Annotated in this window: 20 protein-coding genes, 2 tRNA genes and 2 rRNA genes; 18 read left to right on the forward strand and 6 right to left on the reverse strand. The window is 60.6% G+C overall.

Translation table 11 applies throughout. The annotated features are described in order from the left end of the window. The first annotated feature begins 162 nt into the window (after positions 1 to 162). From VH599_08095 to VH599_08120, 6 genes are all read left to right on the forward strand, one after another. On the forward strand, positions 163 to 1,008 hold the full coding sequence (locus VH599_08095) for a hypothetical protein (protein ID HEY7348270.1): 846 nt from the start codon (positions 163 to 165) through the stop codon (positions 1,006 to 1,008). A 387-nt stretch (positions 1,009 to 1,395) separates the two neighbouring features. Beyond that, positions 1,396 to 1,947, forward strand: a complete 552-nt coding sequence (locus tag VH599_08100) for a hypothetical protein (GenBank protein HEY7348271.1) — start codon at positions 1,396 to 1,398, stop codon at positions 1,945 to 1,947. A gap of 129 nt (positions 1,948 to 2,076) precedes the next feature. After that, on the forward strand, positions 2,077 to 2,493 hold the full coding sequence (locus VH599_08105) for a hypothetical protein (GenBank protein ID HEY7348272.1): 417 nt from the start codon (positions 2,077 to 2,079) through the stop codon (positions 2,491 to 2,493). 69 nt (positions 2,494 to 2,562) lie between these two features. Next, positions 2,563 to 3,441 (forward strand): LLM class F420-dependent oxidoreductase, encoded by an 879-nt coding sequence (locus VH599_08110; protein HEY7348273.1) that lies wholly within the window; start codon positions 2,563 to 2,565, stop codon positions 3,439 to 3,441. A 70-nt stretch (positions 3,442 to 3,511) separates the two neighbouring features. After that, positions 3,512 to 5,554 (forward strand): S9 family peptidase, encoded by a 2,043-nt coding sequence (locus tag VH599_08115; protein ID HEY7348274.1) that lies wholly within the window; start codon positions 3,512 to 3,514, stop codon positions 5,552 to 5,554. Between the two features lie 21 nt (positions 5,555 to 5,575). Then, positions 5,576 to 7,153: a class I SAM-dependent methyltransferase gene (locus tag VH599_08120; protein HEY7348275.1), complete on the forward strand. Its 1,578-nt coding sequence runs from the start codon at positions 5,576 to 5,578 to the stop codon at positions 7,151 to 7,153. Positions 7,154 to 7,180: 27 nt separating this feature from the next. Here VH599_08120 and VH599_08125 read toward each other — a convergent pair whose 3' ends face one another. Further along, positions 7,181 to 7,603, reverse strand: coding sequence for a hypothetical protein (locus VH599_08125; GenBank protein HEY7348276.1), 423 nt, complete (start codon positions 7,601 to 7,603; stop codon positions 7,181 to 7,183). A gap of 164 nt (positions 7,604 to 7,767) precedes the next feature. Between VH599_08125 and VH599_08130 the strand changes: the two genes are divergently transcribed. The 9 genes from VH599_08130 (at position 7,768) to VH599_08170 (ending at position 15,934) form a co-directional block, all read left to right on the forward strand. Continuing rightward, the gene (locus tag VH599_08130; GenBank protein HEY7348277.1) at positions 7,768 to 8,397 is read left to right on the forward strand and encodes an SMI1/KNR4 family protein; all 630 of its coding nucleotides are present in this window, start codon (positions 7,768 to 7,770) and stop codon (positions 8,395 to 8,397) included. Positions 8,398 to 8,501: 104 nt separating this feature from the next. Then, positions 8,502 to 9,269, forward strand: coding sequence for an HAD family hydrolase (locus VH599_08135; GenBank protein HEY7348278.1), 768 nt, complete (start codon positions 8,502 to 8,504; stop codon positions 9,267 to 9,269). Between the two features lie 5 nt (positions 9,270 to 9,274). Further along, a complete protein-coding gene (locus VH599_08140) occupies positions 9,275 to 10,381 on the forward strand; it encodes a tRNA guanosine(34) transglycosylase Tgt (GenBank protein ID HEY7348279.1) in 1,107 nt (368 codons plus the stop codon). After that, a complete protein-coding gene (locus tag VH599_08145; protein HEY7348280.1) occupies positions 10,378 to 11,196 on the forward strand; it encodes a hypothetical protein in 819 nt (272 codons plus the stop codon). Before VH599_08140 ends, VH599_08145 begins: the two co-directional genes overlap by 4 nt. A gap of 283 nt (positions 11,197 to 11,479) precedes the next feature. Then, positions 11,480 to 12,763, forward strand: coding sequence for a histidine--tRNA ligase (gene hisS / locus VH599_08150; protein HEY7348281.1), 1,284 nt, complete (start codon positions 11,480 to 11,482; stop codon positions 12,761 to 12,763). A 21-nt stretch (positions 12,764 to 12,784) separates the two neighbouring features. Next, a complete protein-coding gene (epsC, locus tag VH599_08155; GenBank protein HEY7348282.1) occupies positions 12,785 to 13,510 on the forward strand; it encodes a serine O-acetyltransferase EpsC in 726 nt (241 codons plus the stop codon). A gap of 42 nt (positions 13,511 to 13,552) precedes the next feature. Further along, positions 13,553 to 14,491, forward strand: coding sequence for a cysteine synthase A (gene cysK, locus VH599_08160; GenBank protein ID HEY7348283.1), 939 nt, complete (start codon positions 13,553 to 13,555; stop codon positions 14,489 to 14,491). A gap of 280 nt (positions 14,492 to 14,771) precedes the next feature. Next, complete coding sequence (locus tag VH599_08165; GenBank protein HEY7348284.1) at positions 14,772 to 15,305, forward strand: RNHCP domain-containing protein; 534 nt, start codon at positions 14,772 to 14,774, stop codon at positions 15,303 to 15,305. 146 nt (positions 15,306 to 15,451) lie between these two features. After that, positions 15,452 to 15,934, forward strand: coding sequence for a metal-sulfur cluster assembly factor (locus VH599_08170; GenBank protein HEY7348285.1), 483 nt, complete (start codon positions 15,452 to 15,454; stop codon positions 15,932 to 15,934). Between the two features lie 8 nt (positions 15,935 to 15,942). Here VH599_08170 and VH599_08175 read toward each other — a convergent pair whose 3' ends face one another. Further along, a complete protein-coding gene (locus VH599_08175) occupies positions 15,943 to 17,238 on the reverse strand; it encodes an ISAs1 family transposase (protein HEY7348286.1) in 1,296 nt (431 codons plus the stop codon). A 95-nt stretch (positions 17,239 to 17,333) separates the two neighbouring features. Between VH599_08175 and VH599_08180 the strand changes: the two genes are divergently transcribed. The 3 genes from VH599_08180 (at position 17,334) to VH599_08190 (ending at position 20,766) form a co-directional block, all read left to right on the forward strand. Next, positions 17,334 to 18,332, forward strand: coding sequence for a peptidylprolyl isomerase (locus VH599_08180; GenBank protein HEY7348287.1), 999 nt, complete (start codon positions 17,334 to 17,336; stop codon positions 18,330 to 18,332). A gap of 78 nt (positions 18,333 to 18,410) precedes the next feature. Continuing rightward, positions 18,411 to 20,003: a nucleoside triphosphate pyrophosphohydrolase gene (gene mazG, locus VH599_08185; protein ID HEY7348288.1), complete on the forward strand. Its 1,593-nt coding sequence runs from the start codon at positions 18,411 to 18,413 to the stop codon at positions 20,001 to 20,003. Next, positions 19,987 to 20,766, forward strand: a complete 780-nt coding sequence (locus tag VH599_08190) for a type III pantothenate kinase (protein ID HEY7348289.1) — start codon at positions 19,987 to 19,989, stop codon at positions 20,764 to 20,766. Before mazG ends, VH599_08190 begins: the two co-directional genes overlap by 17 nt. A 178-nt stretch (positions 20,767 to 20,944) precedes the next feature. Here VH599_08190 and rrf read toward each other — a convergent pair. From rrf to VH599_08210, 4 genes are all read right to left on the reverse strand, one after another. Then, positions 20,945 to 21,061, reverse strand: a 5S ribosomal RNA gene (gene rrf, locus VH599_08195). Positions 21,062 to 21,159: 98 nt separating this feature from the next. After that, positions 21,160 to 21,232 (reverse strand) — tRNA-Ala (locus VH599_08200). Between the two features lie 34 nt (positions 21,233 to 21,266). Beyond that, a tRNA-Ile gene (locus VH599_08205) sits at positions 21,267 to 21,340 on the reverse strand. Positions 21,341 to 21,489: 149 nt separating this feature from the next. After that, a 16S ribosomal RNA gene (locus VH599_08210) occupies positions 21,490 to 21,622 on the reverse strand; the annotation flags it as partial.

The following is a 21,622-nucleotide window of genomic DNA, read 5'->3' on the forward strand; positions in this document are numbered from 1 at the left end:
GCTGCATCGAGAATAGCTGGATACCTTGCTCGCTCTGCTCTTCATTCTAACAGGATCGCAGCAAGCGCGCAACGCGATCTGGAGGCTGAAGATACTCCCCGATTGGTTATGGTATAATAGACCTGAGCAACCGCTGAAGCGCCATAACCCGGGAGGGAGAAGATGCTCAAAGCTGATACGCGGCTCTGGAAGGAAACACTGGAGGATATAGTCTATCCTGTTCTTTTTTTTGCTTTGGGTACGTGGATGTTCAAGGGCGTTCCTCTCTGGCAGGTGTTCACTGGAACCTGTTTGCCTTGGCTCCTGAGAGGTGGTATTCGGGCTGCGCGTAACTTCGGGGGATTGTGGCGTGTCGAGCAACGGAGGCAGGCGGCGGCGAAACGTTACGAGTGGGTTCCGCTGGCCCAGCCCCAACCAATTGCTGACCCGGCAGTGCTTCCGCTGCCTTGCATGATCTCCTCTAAACCCGGCTGGCTATTCTATCCGCTCATGCTGATTGTGATCTGGATTGTAATCATTCTTTGGATGCTCGTCTGGATTTGGCAGTACGCTGGCCCCCCAGTTCATGCTCTCGTGCTTAGCCTCATTATTACTCTGCCGTTGAGCAGTATATGGTATCTAGCTGAGTATCAATGGATAGAGGCGCGCGAAGAGGGGCTGACCATCCGCTCTCGCTTCCGGCGTCGGAGCATCCACTGGGACGAGGCGCGCCTGTTTGCCATTGACGCCACCGTGAAAACCGACCAAACACCAGACCGCTACGAACTCTCCAGCGCGACAACCATCTTGCGCTGGTCGCGCAAACTGGAATCCTCGCGCTTTACCCGGCTCTCCAGCCCCATTCAAGAGTATGCCCGGCAGATGGATAGCCTGCTGGCGCTGATTGCCGCGAGAACCGGCTTGCCCCTCTATGATTTGCGCGATTGGCGTCTGCCACCTCTGCCCGCGCCGCCGTATCCGCCCACTTTTTCGCTGAATGAACCACAGCCAAACGTCCCAAAGGCTTGACAGGCGCGAACGCGGTACGGTAGGATAGCAGCAGACGCTCCCATCAGGGAGCGTTGCAGCACATTTCCAGCATGAGAACGGCTGATGCGGTCAGCGTCATATCGCTGCCGCATCATACCCCAGACCTGGGAAGACCAGGAGATGGGGCTGAGTGGGATTGTACCATCCTGACGTGATGGGTCAATCTTCCTGAGCGACCACCTTCTGGCGGGTTGGGACGCCACGGTGCCGGGTGTGCGAGAGCAGGCGCTGTGTGGGGGCAAGCTCCCACGCGGCGCTTTCCCTCCGCGCGCGCTAGCCTGGCGTGGGCCTGTGTGGGGGTGGCCGCTTGTGCCTGGGGCGCTGTGGATTCGTAGTGACAGTGCAAAGGCAGAAGGAGAACGACCCATGCGTGGAGCCTTTCGGGAGCGGTGGTATGTGTATGTCGCCTGGCTCGGTTCAGGCGTGTCGGGCATTCGGCCCGAGGAAGTGCGGCGGACGGTGGGGCCGGTGTGGGCGCTGCTGCCGCTGGCGCGGCAGGTGGCCCAGGCGCTTGGCCCCTGGCTGGCGGCGCTGCTGGCGGCGCGCCAGGGGCGCGGACTGGCGGCGCTGAGCGCCGAGGACGAGCAGGAAGTGGCGGAGGTGTTCGCAGAAGAGACGCGGCTGCGGCCCTTCGAGCGGCAGGAGGCGTGGCGCAGCGACGCCTGGCTGGGGTGGCTGCTGGTGGGGGAACTGCGGCGGCTGGCGCAACTGGCCGAAGCGCCAGAAGCGACGATGCGGCGGCCCGGCTGGCTGGCGTGGGAAGTGCGCTACTGGGCGCTGGCGGTGAGCCTGGTGCGCATCGGGCAGGTGTATGGCGCGCTGGAGCAGCGGGAGGGAGTGGAGGCGGCGCAGGGGATATTCAAGGGGGCGCTGGCGCGGGTCTGGCGGCAGGCTGTGCAGACGGAACGGGCCGCCTGAGCGGCGGTTGACTTTTGGCGCGCGCAATGCTATCGTGAGAAGGCGGCTTGCGCGTAGATGAACCGATGCCTGGGAGTCTGTGTCGTCTCCCAGGCGTGTATACTCTTTTGAGCCAGGGTTACAGAAGCCATGACAGACCACGAACCAGAAGTATTTGAGTCGGAAGCCGGGCAGGAGATTGACGAGGCCGAGCGGCAGGCGCGGCGCGAGAACGCGAAGCGTGTCTTGCAAGAGAGCGGCTGCGCGGCTATGCTGCGCACGTTGAATCGAGAGCAGTTGAAGGGGCGCGGCTTCTTCGATGAGTATGATTCTGGCGTTATTTTTAAGTGGGGGAACTGGTCCACCCGGCGGCATGTCTGGGTGGACATCCAGGGGGACGCCATTCGTTTTCGGCTCCTGCCGCATCGTAAATGCCAGGCGGCGGTCCCCGTCTGCGACGGGGAATATCATACGCTGCTGCGGGAGCATTGGCAGAAGCGGGAGGTTCTCAAGGAGGAACTGGCAAAAAACTTCGCCAGGCCGGTAGCAGAGCCATCTGCTGATTAACCGCCACCCACTCGCTCATCCACAGCCACGTATTCAGACTCGTAATTCATACCAGGGAAAGGGAGACTTATGGCGACGAAGCGCCGGTTGAGTTTTGGCATCAAGACCGCGCCTATGCACTCCACCTATGAGGAGATGCTGGTTGTCTGGCGCGAGGCGGATGCGCTGCCGATTTTTGAGCATGCCTGGCTGTTCGATCACTTCATCCCGATTGCGGGTGATACGTCTGGCCCCTGTCTGGAAGGCTGGACGCTGCTGGCGGCCTATGCGGCGCAGACGGAGCGGCTGCGCGTGGGGCTGATGGTTGCGGGCAATACCTACCGGCATCCGGCGGTGCTGGCGAATATGGGCGCGACCATTGATATTATTTCGGGTGGACGCATGGATTTTGGCATCGGGGCAGGCTGGAACGAGCTAGAACATACCGCTTATGGCATCCCGCTTTACAGGCCGGGCGAGCGGATTGCCCGGCTGGCGGAAGCCTGCGAGGTCGTCCGGTTCATGTGGACCGAAGAAGCGCCCGATTTTGAGGGCCGCTATTATCAACTCAAAGGGGCGCGCTGCGAGCCAAAGCCGGTGCAGAAGCCCTATCCACCGTTTGTGATCGGCGGCAGCGGCGAGCAAAAGACGCTGCGCGTGGTGGCGCAGTACGCCGACATCTGGAACTTTGGCGGCGGGCCGGTAGAGGATTTTGTGCATAAAAGTCAAGTGTTGGATGGACATTGCGCGGCGGTTGGGCGCGATCCGGTCAGCATCGAGCGTTCGGTGCAGTATCGGGTAGCTCCTGACGCTGATCTGGGCGCTGTACGCAGTACGCTGCGCAGCTATATCGAGGCAGGGGCGACGCATATCATCCCCTATCTGACCCCGCCATACCTTGCAGGCTTTGCCAGCCGACTGGCGCATGAAGTGGCCGAGCCGCTGAAGGCGGAGTTTGCTGACGCTTAAAACCGCCAGGGTGGGCGGAGGTAATATCGCTGGATTCGTAGGATCAAGATAACACAGAATTAGGAGCAGTATGAGCCGAGGAATCACCGCAGAAGACCTGTATCGCTGGAAGTGGGTCAGCGATCCGCAAATCTCACCGGATGGCAAGCGCATCGCCTATGTGCTCAAGACGGTTGACCAGGAAGCCGGGGAGTATCGCCACGCCATCTGGATGGTACCCACAGATGGCAAGATTGGCGATGCGCGCCGCTTCACGTTTGGCCTCAAGAGTGACCGCTCTCCAGGCTGGTCGCCAGACGGCAAATGGCTGGCGTTTGTCTCGGACCGCGAGGGCGCGAGCGGCAAAGACAGCAAGGAAGAGAAAGAGAAGGGCAGAGGCAAGCCGCAAATCTGGCTGATTCCGGCGGATGGTGGCGAGGCGCGCCAGGTGACGTTTATGAAGCACGGGGCGGATAGCCCTGTCTGGTCGCCGGATGGCCGCGCGCTGACCTTCACAGCACAGACGGGCGGCGAAGATGAGCCAGAGGAGAAAGATGGGAAGAAGACGCCCAGGGCGCGCAAGATTGATCGCCTTGCCTATAAACTGGATGGGACCGGCTGGACGTATGAACGGCGCACGCATATCTTTCTGATCACGCCGGAGGGTGGCGAGCCGCGCCAGTTGACCGACGGCGATTGGGATGATGGCGATGTCGCCTGGTCGCCCGATGGACAGATGATCGCCTTTTCGTCTGATCGCTCTGAGGACCGCTGGGCGTGGCCTGCGGGCGACATCTGGGTGATGTCAGTGACAGGCGGGGAGCCGCGCAGCCTGACCGATGACGACAAGATCGTCGCTGGCGCGCCGGGCTGGTCGCCGGATGGCAAAACGATTGCGTTTTTGGGGCAGCCTCAGAAGAAGTCGGGCGGGCATATGGATGTCTACAGCGTGCCGGTCCATCGGGACGACGGCGCGCCGACGCAGTATCGCTCGCTGAGCGATGATTTTATCGGCAATTGCCAGGATTCGATTGGCGACGATATGCGCGAGGGACACGGGCGTCCGGCTCCCATGTGGTCGCCCGATGGCAGCACGCTCTATTTTATGGCCGAGGTACGCGGCAGCAGCCATGTCTTCTCGATGCCTGCAACGGGCGGCGCGCCCATACAGATCACGCTGGGCGAGCAGCACCTGCTCGATTTCACGATGGACCCGACGCGCCAGCGGCTGGGCCTGGCGATTGCGGCATACGATCATCCGGGCGATATTTTCACGCTGACGATTGCCGAGCCAGCGCCGCGTCGGCTGACCGAGGTCAACGCGGATTTCTTGAGCGAGATTTACATTGCTAAGCCGGAGCGGCTGGAGTTCAAGGGGGCAGCGGGGTGGAGCGTGGAAGGCTGGATACTCAAGCCGCAGGGCTTTGACCCGTCGAAGAAATATCCGATGATTCTGGAGATTCACGGCGGGCCAAACACGGCGTATGGCTATACCTTCCACCAAGAGTTTCAGATGCACTGTGGCAAGGGCTATGTGGTGCTGTATACGAATCCTCGCGGCAGCACAGGCTATGGGCGCGAGTTCAGCGTGGCAGTGCGTGGCAGGTGGGGCGAGGAAGATTATGAGGATGTCATGAGCGGCGTTGAGGCGCTGCTGCAACAGGGCTACATTGACGAGACACGCCTGGGGGTGACGGGCGGCAGCTATGGCGGCTTCATGACCAACTGGATCGTGGGTCATACAGACCGCTTCAAGGCGGCGGTGACGCAGCGCAGCGTCGTCAATCTTGCGTCTTTTTTTGGCTCCGCCGATATTGGCTGGGACTTCGCCGACGATCATTTCGAAACGACGCCCTGGGATGATCCGCAGCGTTATGCGTTCCATTCACCGCTCACCTACGTCGGAAATATCAAGACGCCGCTCTTGATTCTGCACAGCGAGCAAGACCTGCGCTGCCCAATTGAGCAGGCAGAGCAACTCTGGACGGCGCTGAAGTATCTCAAGCGCGAAGTGGAGTTTGTGCGTTTTGAGGGGCAGAGTCACGGGTTGTCGCGCTTCGGGCATCCGAAGCTGCGCGTGGAACGCTTGAATTTGATTGCTGAATGGTTCGAGAGATATATGCCCGCGAAATAGCTGGCGGTTGCAACCGCCAGCTTGAAAATCTTGTCCTTGGAGGTCGTCATGGTGGATGGGGCTGATGAGCGCGAGGGGCCGCCTGAAGCTGCGGCGGGCGTGGCGCCAGAGCCTGAAGAGCGCGGCGCGCCAGAACAAGCCCTGAGCGCCACTCAGGCAGTGACCGAAGATCAGGCGAATGAAGTGACCTGGCAGGCGACTCAGCCAATCCTCCCAACCGTGGGGGAACGCTCAGCAGAGGGCGATCTGGACCAGACCTTGCCGGATGCTCGTATGCGCCAACTGCGAGAGCAGGCGGAGGAAGAGGCTCGCCTGCTCCGCCAGGTCTTAGGAAATCGCCTGGGAACACCAGATCGCGCGCAAGATGAACTGTCGCAGGTGGTCTCGCGCGATACCGTGCTGCGGCTGCTGGGCGAACGAGTGACGCAGGCCCAGCCACCGGCGCTGCTGGCTATCTGGCGGCATGAGGTGCGCATGGCGCACTGGCGCGCGTTTGGCGGGCTGGAAGATTGGTCAGCGCCGGTCAGCCGCGCCTGGGAGCGCACCGAGCAGCAGCTTGAAGGGCTGTTTGAGCAGCTTGAGCGTTGGCTGCCAGATCATCCCTATGTTGATGAAATCATCAATCTGGCCGAGGATGTACACGGCCCGCCGCGCTGGTTCCGGCGCTTCTTGCTGAAGAGTGAACGCTCTTTTTCCAGGTGGTTGCAGCCGGTGATGGAGAGCGAAGAGGTGGTGGTAGATGTGGTGGCGCTGACGCGCTACGCTACCGATGAGCTTGAGCATGCCGTTCCCTGGTTTACGCTGCAACGGGCAGTGCTGGAGACAGAGGTGCAGCCGGATCAGGCGCAGTTGATCGAACTGCTGGGTGGCGTGCGCGCCATTGTTGAACTAGTCCGCGAGGCGTTTGGCGGGCGCAATAAAGAGCTTCGTATCCTGGGGCTGTTGTCGGGCGCATCAGGCGGGGGCCGCATGGAGCTTGAACTGGCCCGTCGGCTCGGCAAGGATTGGCGTCTGCATATCCAGGCGACTGACGCCGATTCGCTGACGGCGCTGCGCTCTCTGGCAGGGGCGCGGGTAGCGTTTCGCCAGGCGCAGGCGCGCGGTGAATTGGCTGCCGAATCGTCTTTCGAGGTTTCCGAGACACGGCCCGCCGACCTTTCGGGCTGGGAGCCAGGGACGTTTGATCTGGTCGTGATGGTAGGCGGCTTGCATCATCTGCGTATGACGGACCAGGCGCGCTGTCTGGCGGAGGCGCAGCGCGTGGGCCGCCTGGTGATGGTGTTGGAGCCGCTGTACGGGGAAGAAGAGCGTATGGAGGCGTTTTGTCGGCGCCTGGTGCGCGCTGGCGAGCAGGAGCCAGCGGCGCTGGCGCAATCTGCTGCCTGGGCCAGACGCACGCGCGGCAGGGGCAGCGAGCGCAGCTTGCTGCATGCCAGCGGCGCGTATGATGCGCGGGTTTCCTGTGCGCGGGCGCTCAGCGCCGACGAGATGCAGCGCCTGGTGGCGTCCAGCGGCGCAAGCTATACGGTGCGCACGCTGGATGAGGGGAGGCCGACGAATCGCCCGCAGTGGTTGGCAGTGGTGGGCAGCAGCGTATAACGGGCGTTTTTAGCTGCCACTCGCTCATCAGTTGGTGCTGTTGATATTGACGCTTAGCTGCCGGGCGGCTTTCGATTCGCGGCGAACGGCTTTTCCGGCGCGCAGGTTGCGAGCGTTGGCGCGGTCTTTCTGCGCTTCCAGGTGAACGAGCGGGAAGGGGCGGCTGTAACGCGCCTCGCTGTCTCTGGCCCACTGCTCGGATTGCGCGGCGCGCGCCTCGTAGGCGCTGGCAAGGAGGTCGCGCTTCTCCTGGTCAGGCAGATCAATGACGAGCAGATAGGCCAGCACAAACTCCGGTTTGCCCTTCTCGCTGTAGACTTGCGCCAGGTCTGCCGGGTCGGCTCCCCCCTCGATGGATTTCTGTACTAACTCCCGAAAGGTGTCTTTTACCAGGGCGCGGTGCTGGTCATCGAAGCTGGCCGCTGGTGTGGGCTTTGGTATTTCGGTCATAGGTCGTTTCCCCTGTGTTTTTGCATGTCCTCATTCTCGATGATACCGCATGGCGGCGCAAACGTGCAAAGGTTTGCTTCTTCTTGCCATTTTTCTGGCCTCTGTGGAGAAGATGTCATTACCATGATCCCCTGCCTGAAATTTTTATACCGAGGAGGAAGAGCATGCAAACGATGGAAGAAGTCTGGAAACGCATCGAAGTCTGGCTTGCCACTCATGCCTCGCACATCTTAGGCTATCTCCAACCAGGGGCTACTGATGAGGAGATTCGCCAGGCGGAAGTCGTCATGGGGGTTGAGCTTCCAGAGGACGTCAAAGCGTCATATCGCCTCCACAACGGAAGCGCCCATCTTCCGCTGATTGAACGGTTGAGCCTCAATTCGTTAGAAGAGATGGTTCAGCTTTGGCAGGGGATGAAACGCATCCTAGATGACCAGGATCCAACGGATGAATACATCTTTGGCGTTGATGAAGAGCAAAGCGACTTGGAACCTCTCCCAGTCAAGGCCGTATGGTGGTGTCCAAAGTGGATTCCTCTGCTGGAGTTTGGGAATGGGGACGGACTCTATGTGGACTTAGCCCCTGGCCCAAAAGGACGCAGCGGACAACTCGTTTCGTTCTGGCATGAAGATGCCAGCATGAACGATCTGGTTGCCCCAAGCTGGCAGGCGTACTTGTCAGCGTTTGCCGATGATTTAGAGGCTGGAAAGTACTTCATAGACGAGTGGGACGACCTGGCGACGACGGATGATCTCACCCAACAGGCTCGCTGGACCTGGGTAGACCGCTACTAACCGTCTCAGCCGTGAATGTGGTATCATCTTGTCTTGCCAGTTACTGGCGCTTTGTTAGAGCGCGCCATGACGCGCTCTGTCTCTGGTAGGAAAGAGGAAAAACTATGGCGCATTGGGCGGTGTTTCTGGATGATGGTGGGGTGATGAACGATAGTCGTTTACGTGGCCCGCAGTGGCGTCGGCTGGTGGCTGAGTTCTTTGCGCCCCGGCTTGGTGGGGCGCCCGAAGCCTGGGCAGAGGCCAACAGCGCATTTATGGATGCTCTACTTGAGCCGAATGCCTGGCGCGAGCGTCTCCAGTCGGCTCGTGACTATCAACATTTTGATAGGGCGTATCAGCTTGATTGGTTGAAGGGCATGTGCGCGCTGGTCGGCGTAGAGGCTCCGACTGATGATGAGTGCTATGAATTGGCTCTCCAGGCGGCAGCCCTCATCACCCGGCAGGTTCGTTCGGCGTTCCCAGGGGTGATAGAAGCGATTCGCGCGCTGCACCAGCGTGGCTATCCGTTACATACCGCTTCTGGCGAACCCTCTACCGATTTAGCGGGCTACCTGGAAGCGATGGGCGTGCGCGATTGCTTCCAGCGCCTCTATGGGCCGGACCTTATTAACACCTTCAAGAATGGTCCAGACTATTATGAGCGCCTCTTTGCGGATGCTGGCGTTGATCCTGGCGAAACGCTGGTGCTTGATGATAGCCCGCAGGCTGCTGCGTGGGCCAGGCGGGCTGGCGCGCACGCCATTCTGGTTGGGCAGGCATCTGCCGGGCAGGATGGTGTGGCCCACCACATCGCTAGCCTGGCTGAATTACCAGCGATCATTCAGGACATCGAAGATCATCCCTTGAATATATCCTCTTCGGACGCCTCATGAATTGTGTGAACACCTGTCTACGATTGCCGCATGGTGACGTGCGACTTCCGGCTTTTTTGCCGGACGCCACGCTCGGCGTGGTGCGCGGCGTTGACAGCATGGACCTGGAGAACTGCGGCATCGAGGCGCTGGTGATGAACAGCTTTCACCTGATGCAGCGTCCCGGCTCCTCGACGGTGCAGGCGCTGGGCGGCCTGCACCAGATGGCTGGGTGGCAGCGCCCGATTGTGACCGATTCGGGCGGCTTCCAGGCGTATTCCTTGATTCGGCAAAATCCCAAATATGGTTCGCTGAACGACAGGGGCATCACCTTTCAGCCCGATGGGGCGGCGCGCAAGTTCCATTTTTCGCCGGAAAAGACCATCCAACTGCAACTCAGCTATGGGGCTGACGTGGTGATCTGCCTCGATGACTGCACGCATGTAGATGACACCCTGGCGGAACAAGAGGTCTCGGTGCAGCGAACGATTGCCTGGGCCAGACGCTGCAAGCGCGAGTTTGAGCGCCGCGTCGCGCAAAAAGAGATGCCGCCAGCGCAGCGCCCGCTGCTGTTTGGCGTGATTCAGGGCGGCGGCTCGTTCGATCTGCGCAAACGCTGCGCCAGCGAACTGCTGGAGATTGGCTTCGATGGCTTTGGCTTTGGCGGCTGGCCGCTGGACGACAAAGGCAATCTGCTCACTGAAATTATCGCCTATACCAGATCGCTTGTGCCGCCAGCACTGCCCATGCACGCGCTGGGTGTGGGGCATCCGGCCAATGTAGTCGAATGCTTCCGGCTGGGCTATGATCTCTTCGACAGCGCGATGCCCACGCGCGACGCCCGGCATGGGCGGCTGTATCGCTTTGAGGGCGAGGCGCTTTCTGCTGCTCAGCCGTTGGCGGGTAAGTGGTTTTCCTATATCTATATCAATGACGACCAGCACATGAAAAGCGATCAGCCCATCTCGTCGGTGTGTGATGGCCTCTGCTGTAGGCGCTATTCGCAGGGCTATCTGCGCCATCTGTTTAAGGTTGGCGACAGCCTTTTTATCCGGCTTGCCACCATCCACAACCTGAGCTTCATGGCTCAACTCATGAGGCGGCTGCAAACCCTAACGGCTCCAAACGCATGAACAAACTCCCCGACTCTCTAAGCCATCTGGACACGCTTACCCAGGCAGTGCTTACCAGCCCCAGGTATCGCAGCATCTGCCCGGAGGTGGTCCGCGACATTGGGGCGTGCGAACTGACGAAACGACGGAATCTGCCCGAAGCGATCAAAGCCACCAAAGCGAAACTGCATCAAATTGGGGGAGCCTATCTTACCGGCAGGCAGTATGCGCAGTGGCTTGACGCGCTTACGCAGGCGTATCAGACGGGAGGAGAGCCATCGCTCAAAGATGCGTGCAGGCAGGTGATGGCTTATCACTCGTCTACGCGGGAGCGCCTGCCCATCCTTGAGCGGTTCTATGTCAGCGCCTTGGCCGATCTGCCTCCAGCGCGGGTAGTGCTTGATCTGGCCTGTGGGCTGAATCCGCTTGCCGTCGCCTGGATGCCGCTGGCGGCGGACGTTGAATACCATGCCTATGATCTGTATCAGGATATGGCTGATTTTCTAAACGGCTTCCTGGCGCTGGCGCGTGTTCAGGGACACGCAGAAGCCCGCGATGTGCTGAGCCGCTGTCCCACTCAACACGCTGATCTGGCCTTGCTCTTGAAAGCACTGCCCTGCCTTGAGCAGTTGGACGCGCAGGCAGGTATCCGGCTGCTGGAAGGGGTCAACGCCGATCACCTGCTGGTTTCGTTTCCCGCGCAGAGCCTGGGCGGGAAGAAGAAGGGGATGGTTCAGCACTACGAGGCGCACTTTCGCCAACTGGTCGCGGGCAAGCCCTGGTCCATCAAGCGTCTGGAGTTCGCAACCGAAGTAGCGTTTCTTATCAGCAAGTAGCTGCTTGACGGAGCGGGTATAATTATTACATGCGATTTCCACCATCTCTCCGCTATCACTATCATATGTTCCACGCCTGGGGTGAAGCTCAGGCCACCACAGGGCGCTGTACGGCGCGCTGATGGCGCTGTGCGCTCACCCGCTTCTTTCTTTTCCTCTCTTTTCCTTGCTATACTCTATTACCTGGCTATGCGCAGCGCCGCCAGGAAAACACCCCTCCTCAAGCGGATGTGGTGTAACTTTTTGCGATAACTTGAGACCGTATACATAAGGGAGTGGGATCATGGCAAGCTATAAGGCGGTGGCCGGAACACAAGACATCTTGCCGGATGAGCAGCCATACTGGCGCTTTGTGGAGCAGACCGTGGCGGAGGTGATGCGCCTGTATGGCTACCAGCGCATCGAGACGCCGACCTTCGAGGCGACGCCGGTCTTTCAGCGCAGCGTCGGCGAAGGCACGGATATTGTCGAGAAGGAGATGTACTCGTTCGAGGATCGCGGCGGCGATCACCTGACGCTGCGCCCGGAGGGTACGGCGGGCGTCGTGCGGGCCTATCTGGAGCATGGCCTGTTTATGAAGCCGCAGCCGGTAAAGCTCTATTATCTGCGCCTGCCGATGTTTCGTTACGAACGCCAGCAGCGCGGGCGCTATCGAGAGCATCATCAGTTTGGCTGCGAGGCTCTGGGAGAGACCGACCCTGCCGTTGACGCCGAAATTATCGGCGTCTTGATGCAGGTGTATAGCGCGCTGGGGCTGCGCGGGATCGATCTGCACCTGAACAGCGTGGGGGATCGGGTGTGCCGCCCGCGCTATGTGCAGGCGCTGCTGGATTACTACCGGCCTCTCTACGCTGATCTTTGCCAGGATTGCAAGGTGCGTTTTGACAAGAACCCGCTGCGGCTGTTGGATTGCAAGCAGCCGCAGGACCAGCCGAAGATCGCGGGCGCGCCCAAGATGCTGGAATATCTGTGCGAGGAGTGCGCGACGCATTTTGCTGAGGTGCGGCGGCTGTTGGAGGCCGAGGACATCGCCTATGTCATTGATCCGCTGCTGGTGCGCGGACTTGATTACTATACACGCACGGCGTTTGAGGCGGTGCCGCAGACGGGCGCGAGCCGCAGGCAGGGTGTGGTGGGCGGCGGCGGACGTTATGATGGGCTGGCCGAACTGTTGGGCGGACGCTCGACGCCAGGGATTGGCTTTGGCGCGGGGATGGAACGTATCATTGAGTTTATGCAGGAGCAGCAGATTCAACCGCCTGCCGAGCCGGAGCCGCTGGCCTATGTGGCCTATGTCGGCGCCGAGGCAAAGGCAGAGGCCATGCGGCTGACGGCTGAATTGCGCCGGGTAGGTGTGGCTGCTGCGCTCGCTTTTGGGGATCGCCGCTTAGCAGCCCAAATGAAGCAGGCGGATGCGAGTGGCGCGCGGTATGCCTTGATCCTTGGCGAAGAGGAAATCAAGAGCGGCATGGTGAAGGTGCGTGATCTGGCTGCGCCAAAAGAGGAGAGAGACAGGAAGGATTTCAGTATCAGGCGCGATGAGGCGCTGGCGTTCATGCGAGGCTAGCATAGGAAAGGAACGATAACTATGGCGCTTATCGAGAGCCGAGAGCAAGAGACGCAAGCAGCCCCGGAGCGGCCCGGCGAATCTGAGGCGCCCCCTCGATTGATGCGCAGCCTGGAGAGCGGAAGCCCGCCGAAGCCGCGTGAGCGTCGTCGTCGCTTCCGCTGGCCGGATGCGATTGATGTTATTTTTGAGAAAGACCCGGCGGCGCTCAACATCTTCGAGGCGCTGATGTATCAGGGGCTGCACGCGATAGCCCTGCATCGCGTGGCCCACACGCTCTACCGGGCGCATATTCCCATCCTGCCCCGCTTGATCTCGCAGATTGGCCGCTTGCTGACAGGGGGCATAGAGATTCATCCGGGCGCGAAGATCGGCAAACGGTTCTTCATCGATCATGGCTCCGGTGTGGTGATCGGTGAGACGGCGGAGATTGGGCAGAACGTCATGCTCTATCATCAGGTGACGTTGGGAGCCACAGGCTGGTGGAAAAGTATGGGGCCGAATCGTCGGGTGAAACGCCACCCGACAATTGAGGATAACGTCACGATTGGCAGCGGGGCCTTTATCCTGGGGCCAGTGACCATCGGGCGCAACAGTAAGATCGGCGCGATGGCGCTGGTACTGGAGGATGTGCCGCCAGATTCAGTCGTGGTCGCCAAGCCCGCTGAACTCCTGGTGCTGCGTGGCAAGCCATTGCCGCAGCACCGGGAACTGACGCAGGGTTGGGAGCCAGACTATCAGATTTAATACCCGGGCTGGATAGCTCGGAGAACAAGGAGCAACACCTACATGGCATGGGCCAACGATGCAACCGAGTTGATGGGGCGCACGCCGCTGGTGCGCCTGAACCATGTGACCGATGGGGCGCAGGCGACGGTGCTGGCGAAAATCGAGGCGTTTCAACCCGGCTATAGTGTGAAGGACCGCATTGCGGTCAGCATGATCCGCGAGGCCGAGAAAGAAGGGATACTGACGCCAGGCAAGAGTGTGATCGTCGAGCCGACCAGCGGGAATACCGGGATTGGGCTGGCCTGGGTGGCGGCAGCGCGCGGCTATCGCTGCATTCTGATTATGCCCGATACGATGAGCGTGGAGCGGCGGATGGTGCTGGCCCATTATGGCGCGCAGCTTGAACTGACCCCCGGCGCGCAGGGTATGAAAGCCGCCATCGCGCGCGCCGAGGAGATTGTAGCAACGACGCCCGATGCCTGGATGCCCCAGCAGTTTCAGAATCCGGCAAACCCCAAGATTCATCGGGAAACAACAGCCGAAGAAATCTGGAACGATACCGAAGGGCAGGTTGATATGCTGGTCGCCGGAATCGGCACCGGCGGGACGATTACCGGCGTATCGGAGGTCATCAAGCCCCGCAAGCCGTCGTTCCGCGCGATTGCCGTTGAGCCAACGGCTTCGCCGTTCCTCTCTGGCGGGCAGCCGAATCCACCCAATCGGATTCAAGGTCTTGGCGCTGGCTTTGCGCCCGATGTCCTGCGCACAGAGCTGCTGGATGAGATCGTCACCGTAGATAACGATGACGCAATCAACATGACGCGGCGGATGGCCCGCGAGGAGGGTTTGCTGGTTGGCATCAGTTCCGGCGCGGCGGTATATGCGGCGGCGCAGATAGCTAAGCGCCCGGAGAGCGCCAATAAGGTGATTGTCGTTGTGCTGCCGGACCTCGGCGAGCGTTATCTCAGCACGCCGCTCTTCGACCACGTGCGTGAATAGGGTGTATCGCCGCAGCAGGGCTTCTTCGTGGAACACAAGGAAGAACACTGCATGCAGTTCGACGCCCTTGACAAGCGGCAGTAAGCTTGGGATAATTCACCCTGTTTGAGAGGCATCTTGTTAATACGATGAGTCTCCCCCATCCGGGGGCTAGAAGTGAAGGGGCCTTTGATGCGTGCGCTTGTAAGCAAGGTCGCGACCCCCGAAATACCGGCTAGTCGGTGTGAAGCCTGTATGGCTTCGCCGACCTGGCGCCGAAAGGCAATCAAGAGGAGAACCCTTGTCTCACAACACTACACAGGCCCCGGACGACGCATGGGAGGAGGCCGACGCTGAGGCTGGCGGCTCCGCCTATACGCTGCGCAAGCAAAACCGTCTGCGCAGCCAGCAGCAGTATGCCAGCCAGCGTGCCTCGCGCGAGCGTGGTGATGGCTCCGACGCTGCGCGGGCGCGCCCGGCGCAGCGCCGCCAGCGCCCCAACCAGCCTGAAGAGTTCAGGTGCCGTCACTGCCGGACGATGATCGGGCCGGTCCCAAGCGGTGGGCGGCATCGCAATCACTGCCCGATCTGCTTGCATTCACGCCATGTGGATGAGAAGATGCCGGGAGACCGCCTCAGTCCTTGCGGCGGGACGATGGCTCCTATCGGTCATTTTGCCCGGCCCACTGGCGAATACGGACTCGTGCATCACTGTCTCTCGTGTGGCGTCAGGCGCCATAACCGCATCGCTGCCGATGATGATTTCGATCTGGTCCTGGCGCTGCCCGATCTGACACGCGCCTGGCTGACAGAGGATAGCGAACACACGGCGTAACCTTTCAGCATGAACAACGGGCAGCGGAGAGGTCATTACTCTCCGCTGCCCGTTGTTCATGGCCCGTTTCGTGCAAGCAACAAGTATCTATTCTGCTCTGGATTGATATGCTGCTTCCACCTCTGGCTCTGCTGAAAGGGGTTCCAATGCTCCCTTCCGATAGTTTTCCTGGCGATGCCTCTGCGCTTCCCGATCACCCGCTTGATTTCGCGGAGGGCATGGCCCATCCAGACACGCGGGGGGCCAGTGATGGCCGTCTGGATCGTGAAGTAGTGATTGAGGCGCTGCGCGCGTGTTATGACCCTTGCTGTCGGGAGCGCGGAGTGAGTGTGGTTGATCTGGGGCTGATTCAAGCGGTGCAGGTAGAGGGTGGGCAGGTCTCGGTGACGATGCTGCTGACGAGCGGCTGGTATCCGTTTTCGGCGCATCTGGAGCAGATCGTCGAGGCGGAGGTCCGGCGGCTGCCAGGCGTGGAGCAGGCCCATGTAGAGGTGGTCTGGCATCCGGTCTGGACACCTGCGCGCATGTCCGATGAGGCGCGGCATCGCCTGACGCTGCCAATGGCCCAATTGCTGCCGCTGCGCGAGGCGCTGTCAGGGGAGCGCGAAGACGCCGCGCCCTCCTCCTGATGCCAGGGCTATTTAATAGTCAGTAAAGAACGAAGGAGAAGGCGGACAGCCAAAGTAGGGTGCGCATCCAGGCGGCGCATCAACTGGGGAGCATTGCGCACCCCCAAGAAGTCGAACAGAGCCAGAACCAGATTGTTGAGAGCCGCTACCACTTGAGGTGCTGCCCCTTTGCGGACCTGGCAGTGATCTTCACGGAGGGTCACATCGCGCCTCCAATGCAAGCGGTTTTCGATGTGCCAATGCGCCCGGACCAACGCCAATAGACGCGAGGCGTCCGCCTGTTTTGGAGACAGGCTGCTGATGCCGTAGATTGTCTGGCTGCGCTTCTGTCCCCGCTGTTCAACGCTGCGCCGCAGGCAAAAGACCTGTTCGACACCCGACCAGGTGGAGGCCAGGAACTCGTTCAGTTCGGTGCTGGCAATGAGTTCGCGCCGTTCCAGCCGTCCATGTCCCTTGGTGCAGGTTGCTGCTTGCCGCCAATCCCGACAATCGGGCGGTGGCTCGCTGAAGAAGAGGCGCAAGTCTTCCTCCAGCGTGGGCTGATTGGCCTTGGCGAACAGGACGTAATCGCCTCCACAGCGGATAATCTGGGCACAGCACCCGCGTTGGGTGTGCAGGGCGTCCGCTGTCACGATGCGTCCGGTGACGTGGGCGGGCGTGAGCAGGGTAGCTTCCAGCGTGATCTCATTGCCTTTGTCAGGCACCGCCTGTTGGGCCAGAACCACGCCCGTCTGGGCCTCATAGAGCGCGACCAGATGGCAACTCGGCTCATCAGGAGCAGCATGGCCGAGTGTACCCCGCAGCGTTTTCCCATCTAAGACCACCTGGTCGTGCTGCTCGTGTGCATCTGCTTGAGTCAGCAATCGGCTTGGCTCCCCTGCGCAGCGGCGCTCAGCTTCCAGCCGCGTCAGCCAACTAGCGAGCAGGTGTGTGACCTCCTGGTCATCCACCATGCGTAACACGTTGCTGTAGGTCGCCACACAAGGAAACTGCTGACGGGCAGCAGGCAACACTTGATGCAGCCAGTCCGCGCGGAGCCGCACCCACTCGGCAATGGCGGCCAGCGTGGTCATCCCTGCCAATTTGCCTAAAGTCAGCAGGCTCAGAACCAACACTAGGCTATACCGCTTCCCGCGTGGTCGCCGCCTATCAGTTATCTGTTCAAAGACGTGATAGAGGGACAAGGCAGCTATCTCCTGCTCGTGGTCGACGGGGGCCAAGGCTCGGTGGAACGTGTTAGAGTGCATAGAGGGCCAGGTCTCGCTTTCAATGAGGATGAGTGTTCGCTCATTGTAGCAAGGCATGGCTCCCTTCTTCTCTGCTTCTGGACTTTTAAATAGCCCTGTCCTGATGCTGCCTCGATTGACACCCTTTCTGGCGCGGTGCGATAATCAGTGGTATGAACAGCAGGGGTCTCCACCTTCACCACGTTTCCTCTTCATATAGACATACATCCACCCGCTGGGGTCTTGCGCTGGCCCTCTGGCTGCTGGCGCTGCTGGCGTTGGGCGGCTGCGCCAACCCAACTACCGATCTGGTCGGCGCGGCGCAGGTGAACGGGCAGGCGATCTCGCTCGATCAATATCTGCGTTTTGTGCAAATCAACAAGAGCCTGTGCCAGTTGCAGAATCAGATTAACCGGACCATCAGCGCGCCGATTGATTGGACCAACCCGGCGCGGCGCGACGATCTGGCGGCGGTGCGGCGGCAATCGCTGGATGAATTGATTACCGCTGACCTGACCGACGCGCAGGCGACGGCGCGTCATATTGCTATCACCCCCCAGGCAATAGACCAGTTAATTAATGAATTGCAGCAGCAGGGAACGCTGCTGCCGAGCAATCTTCTGTCCAGCTTGCACAGCAGCAGGGATGATCTGCGGGTGCTGGCGCGCCAGGCATTGCAGCAGCAGGCGATTCTGCGACTGACGCCAACCGCCACGACGGCTGAAGCGCATGTAGCCTGGATTGCGGTGAAGTCTCAGGCGACAGCGGAGCAGGTACTGGCGCAGTTGCAGCAAGGCGCGAGCTTTGAGGCGCTGGCGCAGAAATATTCCCAGGATGCGACGCGCTCCACTGGCGGCGACGCTGGCGCTTTCGTGCCAGGGCAGAATCCGCCTGCGCTAGAGAGCGTTATTTTTGGGGCGCCGCTCAATAAAGTGATCGGACCAGTTGCGGTTGCGACGCCCAGGGATCGGCTGTGTTTTGCCTCGTCGCCTGGCGTGGAGCCGCCCATCAGCGCCCCGCAAGCGCCAAACATGTTCTATGTCGTGAAAGTCCTCTCGCGGGACACGACACCCATCTTCAATGTATCCAATCAGCCAAATCTGGCGCAGGATGCGGCCTTTAGGCGCTGGGTGCGGCAGGGCGCGAACATTCAGGTGCTGATTGATTTTTAATTTCAATATCCTCTTTTCAATATCTTCAAATCAGCGAACGCCGAACAGGTCAATTGATTTTGCATAGGAGCGATATTCATGGCGGCTGAGATCGTGATTCTGGGGTTGGGGCCAGGGCGCTGGGAAGATTTGACCCTGGAGGCGCAAGCGGCGCTGGAAACAGCGGCGTCTGCTGGGCAGATCATCTATTTTCGGACGCTGCGGCATCCCACCGTTGAGGCGATTCAGGCGCGCTATCCGAAGCTGGCAGCGCGATCATTTGACGCGCTCTACGAGCAGAGTGAGACCTGGGACAGCCTCTATACAGAGATGGCGCGGCAGGTCTGCACCGCTGCCACAGCCGCCGAGCAGCATCATGGGCAGGTGATCTACGCGGTTCCGGGGCACCCGCTGGTAGGGGAGCGTTCGGCGTCCATTGTGCGACGGCTGGCGGCAGAGCAGGGCATTGCGACGCGGCTGGTAGCGGGCCTCTCGTTTCTGGAGCCGGTCTGCGCGGCGCTGGGCGTGGACCCGATGGATGGCCTGCAAGTGCTAGACGCGACAGAGTTGGCGGGCATGGGGCCAGAGCGCGTAACGGCGGCGGTCATTCCGACGCGGCCCGCGCTGGTGGCGCAGGTCTATAACCGACGGCTGGCAAGCGGCGTGAAGCTGGCGCTGGGCGAATTGTATCCCGATGATTGGGAGGCGCAGTTGGTGCGCGCCGCTGGCATGCCAGGAGACGAAGCGGTTGTGTCGCTGAAGCTGTATGAACTGGATCGCGGGGACCATGCCGATCATCTCACCTGCCTCTATCTGCCTCCGCTCGACCCGCTGACCCCGCTGCGCGCGCCAGAGACGCTGCGCTACATCACCCAACGCCTGCGTGGGCCGGATGGCTGCCCCTGGGATAAGAAGCAGACGCACCATTCGCTCAAGCGTTACGTGCTGGAGGAGGCGTATGAGGTAGCCGATGTGCTGGATGAGATCGGCCCGACGCCGCTGCCCGATGAGTTCACGCCGGAGACCGTCGCGCCTGAACTGGGGCTGAAGCTGGCGAACGAACTCGGCGATCTGCTCTTGCAGGTCTATCTGCACGCCGAGGTGGGCCGCCAGGAGGGACTTTTCACGCTGGGGGATGTGCTGGAAGAGGTGAACGCCAAGCTGATTCGGCGGCATCCGCATGTCTTTGGCGATGTCGCTGCGCCCACAGCCGAGCATGTGCTGCGCAACTGGGAAGAGATTAAGCGCCGCGAGCGCCGCGAAAACGGCGAGGATACACAGGCCGAAAGCCTGCTGCATGGAATCCCGATTCATACCCCGGCGCTGGCCTACGCCCAGGAACTCCAGAAGAAGGCGGTCAAAACCGGCTTCGAATGGCCCCAGGTGGAGGATATTCTGGCGAAGGTGACGGAAGAAGCCCGCGAAGTTGGCGAGGCGATTGAAAGCGGCGAGAGCGATCACCAGGCCGAGGAACTGGGCGATCTGTTCTTTTCGCTGGTGGGATTGGCGCGGCGGCTGCATGTTGATGCGGAAGAGACGCTGCGCGCGGCGAACAAGAAGTTCGAGCGGCGCTTTGCGGCGATGGAAGCGCGCGTTCGCGCGCAGGGCCGGGCGTTTGAGTCGCTCGCGCGGGCAGAATTGATCGCGCTCTGGCGCGAGGTGAAAGGGGCGAGCGATGCTGCTGGCGATTGATATTAGCAATACCGGCATCAAGTTTGGGTTGTATCAGGGGAAGGACATGCGGGCGCGCTGGCGCATTGCAACGGTGCGCGAGAAAACTGCCGACGAATACGCGATGCTGCTGGGGGAACTGCTGCGGCACGCGGGCTATAGCTATGGGGATATTGATGTCGTGATGGTCTCCTGTGTGGTGCCGCCGCTGACACCGATCTTTCAGGAACTGGCGCTCCAGTATTGCGCACAAGAGGCGATTGTGATTGACCACACGATGGATGTGGGTGTGCGCCTGCTGACCGATAACCCCTGGGAGACAGGCACTGATCGCATTATGAGTACGCTGGCGGCCCACCGGCTCTATGGTGGCCCGGCCATCGTCATTCAGTGCGGGACGGCGACGAGCTTTGATGTCGTCTCGGCTGAAGGTGATTTTCTAGGCGGGGCGATTGCGCCCGGCATGGGCATTTCGGCAGAGGCGCTGGCGCGCGTGGCCTCGCAGCTTTATCAGGTGGAACTGAAGCCCCCGCCGCACGCGATTGGGCGCAATACGATTCATTCGATGCAATCGGGCATTGTCTTTGGGCATGTGGGGCTGGTCGAAGGGATGGTGGCGCGGCTGCGAGTCGAGCTGCCTGGCGGCGAACGCGCCAGGGTCATCGCGCATGGCGGGCTGGCGGAGATTATCGCCCAGGCCACGCCGGTAATTGAGGTGGTGAATCAATTCCTGATCCTCGAAGGGCTGCGCCTGGCCTACGAGCATCTGAGCCAGCGCACCTGAGTCGCTTTACCCTGACCTTCCATTTCATGGTTCCCTGAGATAGTGGTTGGTAGAAGAAGAGATACGGTCCCCAGTAAGGGAAGCATAAACGCTGAGCGGCTGGTACATGGCAGTACCAGCCGCTCAGCGTTTTAGTAAACGATGATGGGCAGAAAAAATCCGACTGTGCAGGCGGAGGGATCGGCGGCGTCCTATTGTCCCACAAGGTTGCCCCTGCAGTATCGTGGGGGCTGAAGGGCTTAACGACCGTGTTCGGGATGGGAACGGGTGTTCCCCCTTCGCTATAGTCACCGACCCCTCCGCATGCGCACTCGGATTGAGAATGATACGCGATGCGAAGCTTTTATAGTCTATTCGATTGTTTCCCAGTTGTCAAGAGGCTTTCGCGCTCAGTGGAGACGAGGGGATTCGAACCCCTGACCCCCTGCTTGCAAAGCAGGTGCTCTCCCAACTGAGCTACGCCCCCGGCTCGCATGTACATACCGAGGTATGTAGCGCGGTGGGCCTTCCTGGACTCGAACCAGGGGCCTCAGTCTTATCAGGACTGCGCTCTAACCACCTGAGCTAAAGGCCCAGAGAGGGGAGGCGAGGTGCGAGACCTGCGACAACTCAAGAGTGGTAAGGATGGCTTTGGGTCAATGCCAGGACTGCCAAAGGATAGACAAGGAACTTGATCGACCTGGAAGCTTCCCCTCTTCCCGAAGAAGAGGATGCTCTCCCTAGAAAGGAGGTGATCCAGCCGCACCTTCCGGTACGGCTACCTTGTTACGACTTCACCCCAGTCACCAATCCCACCCTCGACGCCTGCCTCCGAGCAAGCCCGGTTGGCGTGAGCGGCTTCAGGTGTCACCGGCTT

The sequence above is a fragment of the Ktedonobacterales bacterium genome (assembly GCA_036557285.1).
Lineage (GTDB): Bacteria > Chloroflexota > Ktedonobacteria > Ktedonobacterales > DATBGS01 > DATBHW01.